Genomic DNA, 13477 nt, shown 5'->3' with positions numbered 1-13477 from the left:
TTTGCCGCCGAGGCGACAACAGGGGTTCGGGGTGCAGCCCTCGGGGATGGGACGGGTAGGGACGGCGGGGGCGGGGAAGGGTCCCGGGCCCCCAGGTCCCCGGACCCTCCCGGCTACGGGCCGCCGAACTCGGCCGGCCCGTAGAGCGCGCCGGGCGCCCCGGTCATCAGCGCCCAGTAGCGGTCGCCGTACGACCAGTGCCACCACTCGGTGGGGTAGTTGACCAGTCCGGCCGTGGTGAGCGCCGCCGAGAGGATACGGCGGTTGCCGCGGGCCGCCTCGGAGATGTGCGGCGCGTCGGTGTAACAGGCGTCGTCACTCTCCTCGGGGCTGGCGTCGACCGCCGTCCCCATGTCGAGCTCCTCGCCGGTGGCGGTGCACAGGGTCAGATCGACGGCCGCCCCGGCGACATGCGGCCCGATCTCCGGCGGGGAGAGGGAACGGCTGGTCTGCTCACGCAGGTACTCCTCCGGCCAGTCCGGGTTGGCGAGCCGCAACTCGGCCGCGTACGCCTCGAAGTACTCGATCTGCAGGGACAGCGGCCGGTACCCCTCGGTCACCAGCAGCCGCAGCCCGTCCGGCAGCAGCCGGGCGGCCCTGGCCAGCCGCCAGGCCACGCCCTCGCGCAGGTGCGCGAACGCGCCCGCCGGGTCGGCCTGGCGCGGGTCGACCACCACGAAGGGCAGTTCCCTCAGATCGACGAGGGGTTCACCGCAGTCCCGGACCGGGACGCGGGCGACCTCGGGGTCGCTCATCAGGATGATCGAAGGCATGCGTCGTCTTCCACAGGATCCACGAGTCCCGAGTGCTTCCTGGGCCTCGTACCGGAGGTGTGTCGCGGGGGATGAGGCTGCGCCCCGGGGAGGGACCTGATCCCCTGATGTCCCTCCCCGGGGGCTTCCCCCCTTGAGTGGTGGTCTGTGGCCCGGCGACGGTGGTACAATCCGTCCGTTCTGCCGTTCTGATCCCACTGTGTTCATGATCCCGCCGGTCCGTCCCCTGTGCGTTCCGGTGGGCCGACCGGCCGGGCGGTGGTCGCCCGGCCGATCCGTTGTTCCCCCGAGAACCTCGAGAATGCCGGGCTCCGCTGGAAGTTCTCTGCAAGTCGGCCGCAAGCGAATTCGAGCCGCACAGAAGCAGCCGCCCGCCCCCACGGCCACCGCCGTGACCGGCCCTGACGGGGCCGCGCCGACGCCTCCTCGGGCCGACGCCTCTTCAGGGCGGCGCCTCCTCAGGCCGGCGCCCCCGGCCACGGTTCGTACCGCTCCCGGGCCTCGCACGCCTCGAAGACCGCCATGGCCTCCGCGCGCAGCGCGGCGGCGCCCTCCGGGTCACCGAGGGCGGCCCGCACCGCGGACAGGTTCCGCAGCGCGCGGGCACGGGGCAGGGGCAGGGCGAGGACCCCCCAGAGGGCCGCCGAGGCGGCCAGTAGACCGTCCGCGTCCGCCGCCCGGCCCTCGGCGAACGCGCACTCGCCGAGGGTGCGCAGAGTCAGCGCCTCACCGAACCGGTCCTCGTGGACCCGGCAGACCTCCAGGATCTCCCGCAGCTGCGCCTCCGCCTCCCGGGTGTGCCCCAGCCGCAGCCGGGCCTTGGCACGGGCCCGCAGGGCGTACGCCGCCATGTGCGGGTCGCCGAGGGCGCGCAGGATCTCCAGCGCCTGCTCGGCCACCCGCGCCGCCTCCTCGTACGCGCCGAGCGAGCGGTGCACCAGGCTGAGGGTGCGCAGCGCCAGCGCCTCCCCGCGCCGGCTGCCGAGCCGCCGGTAGGCCCGCAGCGACTCGTCGAGCAGCGGGAACGCCCCTTCCTGGTCGCCGAGTTCGAGCCGTACGGAGCCGCCGTACCGGCAGGCGACCCCGACCCCGGTGTCGTCGCCGACCCGCCGGAAGCCGTCGGCGGCGTCGGTCAACGCGCGTTCCGCCTCGCGGAGTTCGCCGACCTCACGGCAGGCGCTGCCCAGTCCGGCGAGCGCGGCGGACCGGCCCCGGACATCGCCGAGTTCGGTGCAGATCCGCTCGGCGGTGCGGAAGTACTCCTGGGCCTCCGCGATCCGGTCCTGCTCGTACCGCAGCTGCCCCAGTCCGATGATCAGCAGGGCCTCGCCCGAGCGGTCCTCGGCGCGGCGGGCCGCGGCGAGCGCGGCGTCATGGCTGCGCCACCACGCGTCGAAGCGGTTCTTGATGGCGAACGAGGAGGAGCACAGGGCCGCCGCCGCCTCACAGGCGAGGGTGTGCAGGCCCATCGCCGCCGCCCGCTCGACCGCCGAGGTCAGGGCGTCCGCCTCCGCGTCGAACCAGGAGAAGGGGTCCTCCAGGGCGAGGCGGGTGGTGCGGGCGCCCACGGGGGGTGGCGCCTCGGCCTGCTCGCCGCCCCCGGGGTGCGCGCGCTCCCGTGACGGGGTCGCGCGCGGGGCGGTCCCGCGCCCCTTGAGGGCGATGCTCTGCCGGAGGATCACCGCACCCGAGGGCGCCGCCTTCGTCACCCGGTCCATCAGCCACAGCCCCGCGGACAGCGCCCGGCCCACCGCCGCCGTGCGGTCACCGGGCGGATCCTCCGCCTCGGCGCGTTCGGCGGCGTAGACACGGACCAGGTCGTGGAGGCGGTAGCGGGGCTGCCCGACGTGGTCGGTGCCGGGGCAGTCGATCAACTGGGCGTCGAGGAGCCGCTCCAGGATCTCCTCCGCCTCGTCCTCCGGGGTGTCGGCGAGCGCGGCCACCGCCCACACGGCGACATCGGCCGAGCCCAGCGTGGCGATGCGCCGCAACACCCGGCGCGCGCACTCGTCCAGCGCCTCGTAGCTGAGGCCGAGGCTGGCCCGTACCGCCAGGTCGCCGACCGAGAGCTCGTCGAGCCTGCGGTGCTCGTCGGCGAGCCGCTCGGCGAGCACGCTGGGCGTCCAGTGCCGCCGCGTCGCCAGCCGGGCGCCCGCGATCCGCAGCGCCAGCGGCAGCCCGCCGCACAGCTCGACGATGCGCCGGGCGGCGGCCTCCTCGCGGGGCTCGCCCGGGGTGCGCTCCGGGCCGGTGACCCGGGTCAGCAGCTCCAAGCCGCGTACGTCGTCCAGGACGCCGAGGTCGGTGCGCCGCGCCCCGATGAGGCCGCCGAGCCGGGCCCGCGAGGTGACCAGCACCCCGCAGGTCGCGCTGCCCGGCAGCAGGGGCCGGACCTGGGCCTCGCCGCCCGCGTCGTCCAGCACCAGCAGGATCCGCCGCCCCGCGACCAGGGAGCGGAACAGATCGCAGCGCTCCGCGGTGTCCTCCGGCGGATCGGCGCCGAGGGCCCGCAGCAGCCGGCCCAGCACCTCGGCGGGCGGCACGGGCTCGCTGAAACCGTGGAGCTCGGCGTAGAGCTGCCCGTCGGGGTACGCGCCCGCCACCCGGTGCGCGGCCTGCACGGCGAGCGCCGACTTCCCGACCCCGGCGGCCCCCGACACCACCACGACGGGCATCGCCTCCCGCTCCCCGGACAACCCCGCGACGACCGCCGCCAGTTCCTCCTCCCGCCCGGTGAAGTCCCCGATGGCGGGCGGCAGCAGGGACACCGTCCGGGGCACGGCGGCGCCCCGCGAGGCGGCGGCGGTGGTGCCGGGGGACAGCAGTTCCGGATCGGCCCGCAGGATCGCCTCGTACAGCCCGGTCAGTTCCGGGCCGGGGTCCAGGCCTAGCTCCTCGGCGAGCACGGCCCGCCCCTCCGCGTGGACGGCGAGCGCGTCCGCCTGCCGGCCCAGCCGGTACAGGCCCAGCATCAGCTGCCCGCGCAGCCGTTCCCACGTCGGATGCGCCCCGACCAGCGCGGTCAGCTCGGTGACCAGCTCCGCCTCGTGGCCCCCGGCCTCCAGCTCCGCGGCGATACGTTCCTCCAGCGCCGCCTGCCGGGCCTCCTCCAGCCGCCCGGCCTCACCCCGCAACGCGTCCCCGACCCCGCCGAGCGCCGGACCCCGCCACAGTGCCTCCGCCGCCCGCAGCAGCAGCGCCGCACCCTCGTGATCACCCGCGGCGGCGGCCTGCCGGCCCTCCGCCGTCAGCGCCTCGAACTCCGCCAGGTCGACCCGCCCGATCCCGAGCCGCATCAGATACCCGGGCGGCCGCGTCTCGATCGCGTCCGCCGCGTCCCGCGGCAGCGCCCGCCGCAGCGCCGACACATACGTCTGCACCAACGCCCGCGCGGTGTCCGGGGGATCCTCGCCCCACACCGCGTCCACCAGCACGTCCGCGGGCACCACCTGCCCGGCCCGCAGCAGCAGCACGGCCAGCAGCGCGCGCGGCTTGGGGCCGCCCAGCCGCAGAGGTCTCCCCGCATGCCATGCCTCGACCGGGCCGAGCAGTCGGAATTCCAGCTCCACGGGTCCCCATCTTCCGTGCCGTCGGACCGCCGGGACAGCGGCTGCTCACGCAACGTTCGACGCTCATGTACGCCGAGTGGTTTCCCAGGACGCATGATGCGCCAGAGAGTTGTCGTAAAACGGGGTAACCACAGGGAATCTTAGGTGGACGACACGGAGATTCGACATGCCCTCGTGGGCGAGCTGTGCGAGTGATGTGGCGGAGGCGGGGATTACGGGCGTACGGGATACGCCGCCTGGAAGGCCAGCCTCCGCTCCGCGTCGGCGCCCAGGGCCGAGAGCAGGTCGTCGAGGGCCAGGAACTCCTCCCACACGGCACGGCCGCTCGCCCCGGACAGCCGGCCGACCACCAGGTCCTCCAGCCCGGACACCCGTTTGTTCTTCCACACCTTGTCGGCCAGGGCGACCAGCAGGTCCTCGAAGCCCACGTCCGGGTCCGCCGCCCACGCGGCGTGGGTCCCCGCGAACCGGGCCAGTTCCGGTTCGACCCCGCGCTCCAGCAGCAGCCGGCGTCCGGCCTCCTCGTGCGCGGAGCCGGGGCCGGACAACTCCTCGACGTGCGCCGTCTTCCCGATGTCGTGCGTGGCGGCCCCGAACAGCACGGCCGCCCGGTCGAACGGCAGCCCCGGGTACCGCCGCTCCACCCAGTCGGCCAGCTCGACCGCCACGTCGTGCACGAGCCGGAGGTGCGCGGCGAGCCGGGGCGAGGCCCCGAGGTCGCGCAGCAGGGCGGCGGCCCGCTCGGGCAGGGGGCGCAGAGGAGGCTCGGCGGCGGTCAGCGGATCGGCGGCGGTCAGCGGATCGGCGGCGGTCACGCGGGCCAGTGTGCGTCATCGCGTGGACGAGGGCGACGGATACAGCCATCTCCGCATCAGTCTGCTGAGGAACGGCATGACCGCGAACGTCAGCGTCGGCAGCAGCACCAGGGGGAAGACCGCCGCGCGCAGCGGCAGCGGCCAGTCGGCGGTGTGCGGGGCCACCAGCCACTGGATGAGCAGCGTGAACGGATAGGCGCCCAGGAACGTCGTCAGCGCCATCTTCCAGCGTGGCGGGGCCGGCCCGTTCGTGCCCGGCAGATCGAACCAGGTCTCCATGCCGGTGGTGGACTGCCGTTCACTGCTCACCTCCGTGGCCACGCCGTCGATGCGCGCGTGCCAGCGTGCCCGCTCGTCGGATGTCAGCCAGGCGGCCAGCCGTTCCGGGTCGCAGAAGCGCAGCACCGCGTGGAACCGGTGCCCGTTCTCGGGCCGCAGCCAGGCGACGCCCTCGTTGCCGGGGAACCGGGAGGCGCTGCGCGTGACGCCCTTGGTCCACTCCTCGAAGACGTCCTCCTTGCCCGGCCGCACCTGCCAGGTGAACACGGTGGTGACGGGCTCGTCGCACCGGACTCGCGAGGTCTGCATGAGGACGAGGTGCCACGCCCGGCGCCGATCATGCCCCGCCGACGGCTCCCGCGGGCATGGAGCACAGACTCCTGCCGAGTTTAGACACAGTAGGTCACCGCGTTGACGCGAAGAGTGAAACTCGATGCGGCGGGGGTAGCACCGTGAAGGCAATGGGCGAAGGGCTCGGGGGACGAGACCCGGCGCGGTGCGTCGAGTGAGGCGGAGGACACGGTGGAGGAATTGCGGCGGGGACCCGCGAGAACCGCGGGAGCACGGCCCGCGTCCCGGCACCCGGCGGCGGCGCCCCGGCACCCGGCGGCGGCCCCGCGGTGAACGGCAACGGCAAGAAGCCGCCGATCGGCACCTACGCGGTGGACACCCGCACCGGGCAGGTCGGCCATGTCATGGGCCACGAGGGGCCCTACGTCCAGCTGCGTCCCGTGGGCGGCGGACGGGAGTGGGACTGCCCGCCCCGGGCCGTACGGGCCGCGACGACGGTGGAGCGGCTGCGTGCCGCGACCGCCCACGAGAACGCCCGCAGCCGGGGGGAGGTCCCTTGAAGTACGGCCCCTGAGCGGTCCGCCGTGGCGCCGTCGTAGGCGAGAATGGGCCCATGAGTCTGTTCCGCGACGACGGCATCGTGCTGCGCACCCAGAAGCTGGGCGAGGCGGACCGGATCATCACGCTGCTCACCCGCGGTCACGGACGCGTACGGGCCGTGGCCCGGGGAGTACGGCGCACCAAGTCGAAGTTCGGGGCGCGGCTGGAGCCGTTCTCCCATGTGGACGTGCAGTTCTTCGCACGGGGCAGCGAGCTGATCGGCCGCGGGCTGCCCCTGTGCACGCAGAGCGAGACCATCGCCCCCTACGGCGGCGGCATCGTCACCGACTACGCGCGCTACACCGCCGGGACGGCCATGCTGGAGACGGCCGAGCGGTTCACCGACCACGAGGGCGAGCCCGCCGTGCAGCAGTATCTGCTGCTCGTCGGCGGTCTGCGCACCCTCGCCCGCGGCGAACACGCCCCGCATCTCGTCCTCGACGCCTTCCTGCTGCGCTCCCTCGCCGTCAACGGCTACGCCCCCACCTTCAGCGACTGCGCCAAGTGCGGTCTGCCCGGACCCAATCGGTTCTTCTCGGTGGGGGCCGGGGGCTCCGTCTGCGTGGACTGCCGGGTGCCCGGCAGCGTCGTACCCTCTGCGCAGGCCCTGGAACTCCTCGGCGCGCTGCTGACGGGGGACTGGGCGACCGCGGACGCCTGTGAGCCGCGGTACGTCAGGGAGGGGAGCGGACTGGTGTCCGCCTATCTGCACTGGCATCTGGAGCGCGGCCTGCGCTCCCTTCGGTACGTGGAAAAGTCCTGAGCGGCCACAGCGCCGCAAGCACCTCTGAGGAGACGAGAAAGACATGGTGGTACGCGGGTTCCTGGGGCGTCAGCGCCGCGAGTACAAGACGCCCGAGCCGCACCCGTCCGGTGCCCGCGCGCCCAAGCTCCCCGGCGAACTCGTCCCCCGGCACGTGGCGATCGTCATGGACGGCAACGGCCGCTGGGCCAAGGAGCGGGGGTTGCCGCGCACCGAGGGCCACAAGGTCGGCGCCGAGCGCGTCCTGGACGTCCTCCAGGGCTCGATCGAGATCGGCGTGCGCAACATCTCCCTCTACGCCTTCTCCACCGAGAACTGGAAGCGCTCGCCCGACGAGGTCCGCTTCCTGATGAACTTCAACCGCGACTTCATCCGCAAGACCCGCGACCAGCTCGACGAACTGGGCATCCGGGTCCGCTGGGTGGGCCGGATGCCCAAGCTGTGGAAGTCCGTCGCCAAGGAACTCCAGGTAGCCCAGGAGCAGACCAAGGACAACGACCTGCTGACCCTGTACTTCTGCATGAACTACGGCGGCCGCGCCGAGATCGCCGACGCCGCGCAGGCCCTCGCCGAGGACATCCGCGCGGGGCGCCTCGACCCCTCCAAGGTCACCGAGAAGACCTTCGCGAAGTACCTGTACTACCCCGACATGCCGGACGTCGACCTGTTCCTGCGGCCCAGCGGCGAGCAGCGCACCTCCAACTACCTGCTCTGGCAGAGCGCGTACGCGGAGATGGTCTTCCAGGACGTCCTCTGGCCGGACTTCGACCGCCGTGACCTGTGGCGCGCCTGCGTGGAGTTCGCCTCCCGCGACCGCCGCTTCGGCGGCGCCATCCCGAACGAGGAACTGCTGGCGATGGAAGGCCGACAGGAGGACTGACCCGTGGCCGAGGCCGGTGGGGAGCACGTCGAGCTGGTGTACCGCGCGACGGTCGGGGACTTCCGTGAGGCGCTGCGCGTCGCCACGCGCGCCTCGGCCGCCGGCCGCTGGGGGCGGGGCCTGCTGTTCTTCGCCGCGGGCGCGGGCGCCCTCGTCACGACGGTCTCCCTGGCGCTCGGCGGCACCCCGGGCGCCCAGGCCCTCGTGGGCCTCGCCGCCGCCCTCGTCGGCCTGGTCGTGCTGCCCCGGGCCCAGGCCCGTCGTCTGCACCGCCGGGCGGCGGCCAGGGGCGTGCACCGCACGGTGCTGGACCGCTGGGGCGTGACGACCACCACGGACCGGGGCGTGCCCCGTATGTCCCGCTGGAGCGAGATCACCCGCTACGCGGAGACCCGCGGCACGTTCGTCCTCCTGGACGGGCACGAGTACGCCCCGGCGCCCATCCTGCTCCCGAAGAGGGTCACGAGCGACGTGGAGGCTCTCCGAGCACTTCTGGACCAGAGGCTCGGCTCGCCCACGTAGGGGCCGCGCCGAGCACTTCGCGACAAGAGGCTCGGCTCGCCCACCCAGGGGCGCGGGGCTGTGACACATGCGGCTCCGCCGCGTGGGCGCGCCCAGCCCCCACGAACCCGCGGCCGCGAACGGCGCTCACCGGGCACCCACGGACGCGAACGGCGCTCATTCGGCACCGGCAGTCGCGAACAGCGCCTACTCGGCCCCCGCGGACGCGCGAGCGCACTCCGCGCACGTGCCGAAGATCTCCACCGTGTGGGCCACGTTCACGAACCCGTGCTCCGCGGCGATCGCGTCCGCCCACTTCTCCACCGCGGGCCCCTCGACCTCGACGGCCTTGCCGCACATGCGGCACACCAGGTGGTGATGGTGCTCCCCGGTGGAGCACCGCCGGTACACGGACTCCCCGTCGGACGTCCGCAGGACGTCGACCTCGCCCGCGTCCGCGAGGGACTGCAGCGTGCGGTACACGGTGGTGAGCCCCACCGAGTCGCCACGGTGCTTCAGCATGTCGTGGAGTTCCTGCGCGCTGCGGAACTCGTCGACCTCGTCGAGTGCCGCGGCCACGGCGGCCCGCTGCCGGGTGGAACGACCTCGTACAGGTCCAGCGGTCGTCACCGTTGCCTCCTCACGTCGCGGTCTTGCCGGGCCATTGTGCCAGCCCGGCGGCACCCCGGTCAGACGCCGGTCACCCGGCGGACCCCTCGGCGGAGCCCCGGCTGGCCGGAACCGTGTCCCTGGCGACCCCCGCCCCGGCGGCCTCGGCGGCCCCCGGGATCACACACTCCGCGGGGTCGGCCGCGGCCGTCACCGCCGCCTTCGCGCGTCGCCGGGCCAGCGGCGTCGCCAGCGCCGTGAGCAGCATGAACGCGGCGATGGCGAGCAGCACGATCGTCGCGCCGGGCGGCACGTCCTGGTAGTACGAGGTGATGGTGCCGCCGATCGTCACGGTCACCCCGAGGGCCACGGCGAGCGCGAACGTCGCCGCGAAGCTGCGGGTGAGCTGCTGCGCGGCCGCGACCGGCACCACCATCAGCGCGGAGACCAGCAGCAGGCCGACGACGCGCATGGCGACCGTCACGGTCACCGCCGCCGTGACCGCCGTGAGCAGGTTCAGGGCCCGCACCGGCAGACCGGTGACCCGCGCGAACTCCTCGTCCTGGCTCACCGCGAACAGCTGCCGGCGCAGCGCCAGCGTCATCACGATCACGAAGGCGGCCAGGACGCAGATCGCGGTGATGTCCTCCTGCGACACGGTCGACAGCGAGCCGAACAGGAACGACATCAGGTTGGCGTTGGTGCCGCCGGGCGCGAGGTTGATGAGCATCACACCGCCCGCCATGCCGCCGTAGAAGAGCATGGCGAGGGCGATGTCGCCGCGTGTCCTGCCGTACCAGCGGATCAGCTCCATCAGCACCGCGCCCAGCACGGACACCAGGGTCGCCATCCACACCGGCGACCAGGACAGCAGGAAGCCGAGGCCGACGCCGGTCATCGCGACATGGCCGATGCCGTCGCCCATGAGGGCCTGGCGGCGCTGGACGAGGTAGACGCCGATCGCGGGGGCGGTGATGCCGACGAGGACGGCGGCGAGCAGGGCCCGCTGCATGAAGGCGTAGTTCAGGAGATCCATGGTGGGTGCCTTCTCAGCTCAGCAGACCCGTGCGGACTGGTTCGGTGCCGGGCGCCGCGTGCGGGTGGACATGGTCGTGGCCGGGCAGCGCGTGCTGGCCGACCGCCTTCGGGGGCGGGCCGTCGTGCAGGACGCAGCCGTCGCGCAGGACGACCGCGCGGTCGATCAGCGGCTCCAGCGGGCCGAGCTCGTGCAGGACGAGCAGCACGGTGGTGCCGCGGGCGACCTCGCCCCGCAGGGTGCGTGCCAGCACCTCCTGGCTGGCCAGGTCGACGCCCGCCATCGGCTCGTCCATGATCAGCAGCTCGGGTTCGGAGGCGAGGGCGCGGGCGATGAGGACCCGCTGGTGCTGGCCGCCGGAGAGGGCGTTCACCGAGTCCTTGGCCCGGTCGGCGAGGCCGACGAGGTCGATGGCCCGGCGGATCGCCTCGTGGTCCGCCCTGCGCAGGATGCCGAGGCGGGCGCGGGAGAGCCGGCCGGAGGCGACGACCTCCGTCACCGTCGCGGGTACGCCGCCCGCGGCGGTGGTGCGCTGCGGTACGTAGCCGAGCCGCCGCCACTCGCGGAAGCGGCGCCGGGGGGTGCCGAACAGTTCGATCTCGCCGTCGGTGACCGGCACCTGGCCGATCACGGTGCGGACGGCGGTGGACTTGCCGGAACCGTTGGCGCCGAGCAGGGCGACGACCTCACCGCGGTTCACGGTGAGGTCGATGCCGCGCAGGACCGTGCGCGAGCCCAGTTCGGCGCGTACCCCGCGCAGCGAGATGACGGGCTCGGTCATGCCTGCATCCTCCGGATGGTCACGTGGTTCCCAGGGCCGTCTGGAGCGCCTTGAGATTGGCTTCCTGGACCGAGAAGTAGTCCTTGCCGCGGGACTTCTCGGTGATGCCCTCGATCGGGTCGAGGACGTCCGTCTTCAGCCCGGCGTCGGCGGCGATGGTCTTCGCGGTCTTGTCGCTGACCAGTGTCTCGTAGAAGACGGTGGTGACGCCGTCGGCCTTCGCCATCTTCTCCAGTTCGCGGACGCGGGCGCCGCTCGGCTCGGACTCGGGGTCGAGGCCGGAGATGGCCTCCTCGACGAGGCCGTAGCGCTCGGCGAGGTAGCCGAAGGCGGCGTGGGTGGTGATGAAGACCTTGGTCTTCGTGTTCTTCAGGCCGTTCTCGTACTGGTCGTTCAGCGCGTCGAGCTTCTCGACGAGGGCCTCGGTGTTGGTCTTGTACGTGGAGGCGTGGTCCGGGTCGGCCTTCTCGAAGGCGGCGCCGACGCCCTTGGCGATCTCGGCGTACTTCACCGGGTCGAGCCAGACGTGGGGGTCCTTGCCGGACAGTTCCTCGTGCTCGTGGTCGTCGTGCTCGGCGGCGTGCCCGCCGACCTCGTTGCCGTGCTCCTCCAGGGAGGTCAGCGAGCCGGCGTCGATCTTCGTGTTGATCTCCGACTGGTCGACGGCGTCGTCGACGGCGGGCTGGAGGCCCTTCAGGTACAGAACCGCGTCGGACTCCTGGAGCTGCGCGGTCTGCCGCGCGCTGATCTCCAGGTCGTGGGGCTCCTGGCCGGGCTCGGTGAGGTTGGTGACGTTCACGTACTCCCCGCCGATCCGCTCGGCGAGGAAGGCCATCGGGTAGAACGACGCGACGACGTCGAACTTGTCCGTGTTGCCCGCGGCGGCGCTGTCGGTGGAGCAGGCCGAAAGGGTCGTGAGGCTCAGGGCGGCGGCCGCGGTCGCCGCCGCGGGTATCAGGAGTCGTCGTCGTACTACGTTCATGACAGTCATTTTCAGCTTTTCTGGAAACGATTGTCAACAAGCCTGTTGGTAAGCCCTGGGTAAGGCCTATGTCCGTTCTGGCCGTGAACCGATTTGATTGGAGGGCAGCCTCCGCCGGTAACCTGAGGCATTCGCTCTGAAGCGCATCGCTTCGTCGCCCGTCGTCGTAATGAAGAGAGCACCGTGGCCGCCGACAAGATCGACACCATCGTCAGCCTGAGCAAGCGCCGTGGCTTCGTATTCCCGTGCAGCGAGATCTACGGCGGCCAGCGTGCCGCCTGGGACTACGGACCGCTGGGTGTCGAGCTCAAGGAGAACCTCAAGCGTCAGTGGTGGCGCTACATGGTGACGTCGCGCGAGGACGTGGTCGGTCTCGACTCGTCCGTCATCCTGGCCCCCGAGGTCTGGGTCGCCTCCGGTCACGTCGCCACCTTCTCCGACCCGCTCACCGAGTGCACCTCCTGCCACAAGCGGTTCCGCGCGGACCATCTGGAGGAGGCGTTCGAGGCGAAGAAGGGCCGCCTGCCGGAGAACGGTCTCGCGGACATCAACTGCCCGAACTGCGGCACCAAGGGCCAGTTCACCGAGCCCAAGCAGTTCTCGGGTCTGCTCTCCACTCACCTCGGCCCCACCCAGGACACCGGCTCGATCGCGTACCTGCGCCCCGAGACCGCCCAGGGCATCTTCACCAACTTCGCCCAGGTGCAGACCACCTCGCGCAAGAAGCCCCCGTTCGGCATCGCGCAGATGGGCAAGTCCTTCCGCAACGAGATCACGCCCGGCAACTTCATCTTCCGCACCCGCGAGTTCGAGCAGATGGAGATGGAGTTCTTCGTCAAGCCGGGCGAGGACGAGAAGTGGCAGGAGTACTGGATGCAGGAGCGGTGGAACTGGTACACCGGCCTGGGTCTGCGCGAGGAGAACATGCGGTGGTACGAGCACCCGAAGGAGAAGCTCTCCCACTACTCCAAGCGCACCGCCGACATCGAGTACCGCTTCCAGTTCGGCGGCAACGAGTGGGGTGAGCTGGAGGGCGTCGCCAACCGCACGGACTACGACCTCACCGCGCACTCCAAGGCCTCCGGCCAGGACCTCTTCTTCTTCGACCAGGAGGCCGGCGAGCGCTACACCCCGTACGTCATCGAGCCCGCCGCCGGTGTCGGCCGCACGATGCTCGCGTTCCTGCTCGACGCGTACACCGAGGACGAGGCGCCCAACGCCAAGGGCAAGCTGGAGAAGCGGACGGTGCTCCGCCTCGACCACCGCATCGCCCCGGTGAAGGTCGCGGTCCTGCCGCTGTCCCGCAACCCCGAGCTGTCCCCGAAGGCCAAGGGGCTCGCGCAGGCGCTGCGGCAGCACTGGAACATCGAGTTCGACGACGCGGGCGCCATCGGCCGCCGCTACCGCCGTCAGGACGAGATCGGTACGCCGTACTGCGTGACCGTGGACTTCGACACGCTCGACGACAACGCGGTGACGGTGCGTGAGCGTGACTCGATGAAGCAGGAGCGGGTGTCGCTGGACCAGATCGAGGGGTACCTCGCCGCGCGTCTCATCGGCTGCTAGGTCGTTCTTCGCGGGTCGGCGTCTGCCCGGCC

Annotated in this window: 13 protein-coding genes; 5 read left to right on the top strand and 8 right to left on the bottom strand. The window is 72.4% G+C overall.

Going from position 1 to position 13477, the window contains the following annotated elements; translation table 11 throughout:
• Window positions 1-113: 113 nt before the first annotated feature.
• From M8J73_RS13485 to M8J73_RS13470, 4 genes are all read right to left on the bottom strand, one after another.
• Window positions 114-773, bottom strand: a complete 660-nt coding sequence (locus M8J73_RS13485) for a M15 family metallopeptidase (protein WP_249828646.1) — start codon at window positions 771-773, stop codon at window positions 114-116.
• A 458-nt stretch (window positions 774-1231) separates the two neighbouring features.
• Window positions 1232-4342: an AfsR/SARP family transcriptional regulator gene (locus M8J73_RS13480; RefSeq protein ID WP_055540193.1), complete on the bottom strand. Its 3111-nt coding sequence runs from the start codon at window positions 4340-4342 to the stop codon at window positions 1232-1234.
• 212 nt (window positions 4343-4554) lie between these two features.
• Window positions 4555-5157 (bottom strand): HD domain-containing protein, encoded by a 603-nt coding sequence (locus M8J73_RS13475; protein ID WP_055540194.1) that lies wholly within the window; start codon window positions 5155-5157, stop codon window positions 4555-4557.
• Between the two features lie 15 nt (window positions 5158-5172).
• Window positions 5173-5745, bottom strand: coding sequence for an antibiotic biosynthesis monooxygenase (locus tag M8J73_RS13470; protein WP_055540195.1), 573 nt, complete (start codon window positions 5743-5745; stop codon window positions 5173-5175).
• A 311-nt stretch (window positions 5746-6056) separates the two neighbouring features.
• On the opposite strand from M8J73_RS13470, the gene M8J73_RS13465 reads away from it, so the two are divergent.
• Genes M8J73_RS13465 through M8J73_RS13450 form a run of 4 tightly spaced genes read left to right on the top strand, consistent with a single transcriptional unit; the run spans window position 6057 to window position 8492 of the window.
• A complete protein-coding gene (locus M8J73_RS13465; protein WP_055540196.1) occupies window positions 6057-6287 on the top strand; it encodes a hypothetical protein in 231 nt (76 codons plus the stop codon).
• A gap of 53 nt (window positions 6288-6340) precedes the next feature.
• Window positions 6341-7090, top strand: coding sequence for a DNA repair protein RecO (gene recO, locus M8J73_RS13460; protein ID WP_055540197.1), 750 nt, complete (start codon window positions 6341-6343; stop codon window positions 7088-7090).
• 43 nt (window positions 7091-7133) lie between these two features.
• On the top strand, window positions 7134-7970 hold the full coding sequence (locus M8J73_RS13455) for an isoprenyl transferase (RefSeq protein WP_055540198.1): 837 nt from the start codon (window positions 7134-7136) through the stop codon (window positions 7968-7970).
• 3 nt (window positions 7971-7973) lie between these two features.
• Entirely contained in the window at window positions 7974-8492 is a 519-nt protein-coding gene (locus M8J73_RS13450; protein WP_055540199.1) for a YcxB family protein, read from the top strand.
• Window positions 8493-8678: 186 nt separating this feature from the next.
• Here the strand turns inward: M8J73_RS13450 and M8J73_RS13445 are convergent, their stop codons facing one another.
• From M8J73_RS13445 to M8J73_RS13430, 4 genes are all read right to left on the bottom strand, one after another.
• Window positions 8679-9101: a Fur family transcriptional regulator gene (locus M8J73_RS13445; protein WP_055516229.1), complete on the bottom strand. Its 423-nt coding sequence runs from the start codon at window positions 9099-9101 to the stop codon at window positions 8679-8681.
• Window positions 9102-9171: 70 nt separating this feature from the next.
• Window positions 9172-10116: a metal ABC transporter permease gene (locus M8J73_RS13440; protein WP_055541293.1), complete on the bottom strand. Its 945-nt coding sequence runs from the start codon at window positions 10114-10116 to the stop codon at window positions 9172-9174.
• Between the two features lie 13 nt (window positions 10117-10129).
• Entirely contained in the window at window positions 10130-10897 is a 768-nt protein-coding gene (locus M8J73_RS13435) for a metal ABC transporter ATP-binding protein (RefSeq protein ID WP_055541294.1), read from the bottom strand.
• Window positions 10898-10916: 19 nt separating this feature from the next.
• The gene (locus tag M8J73_RS13430) at window positions 10917-11879 is read right to left on the bottom strand and encodes a metal ABC transporter substrate-binding protein (protein ID WP_055541295.1); all 963 of its coding nucleotides are present in this window, start codon (window positions 11877-11879) and stop codon (window positions 10917-10919) included.
• A gap of 183 nt (window positions 11880-12062) precedes the next feature.
• Here M8J73_RS13430 and M8J73_RS13425 point away from each other — a divergent pair, with 183 nt between their 5' ends.
• Entirely contained in the window at window positions 12063-13445 is a 1383-nt protein-coding gene (locus M8J73_RS13425; RefSeq protein ID WP_055541296.1) for a glycine--tRNA ligase, read from the top strand.
• The last annotated feature ends 32 nt before the right edge of the window (window positions 13446-13477 follow it).

Source organism: Streptomyces neyagawaensis (assembly GCF_023516595.1).
Taxonomy (GTDB): Bacteria; Actinomycetota; Actinomycetes; order Streptomycetales; family Streptomycetaceae; genus Streptomyces; species Streptomyces neyagawaensis.
Note: the sequence above shows the minus strand (reverse complement) of the source record. Positions and strands in the feature narration are given on the sequence as shown.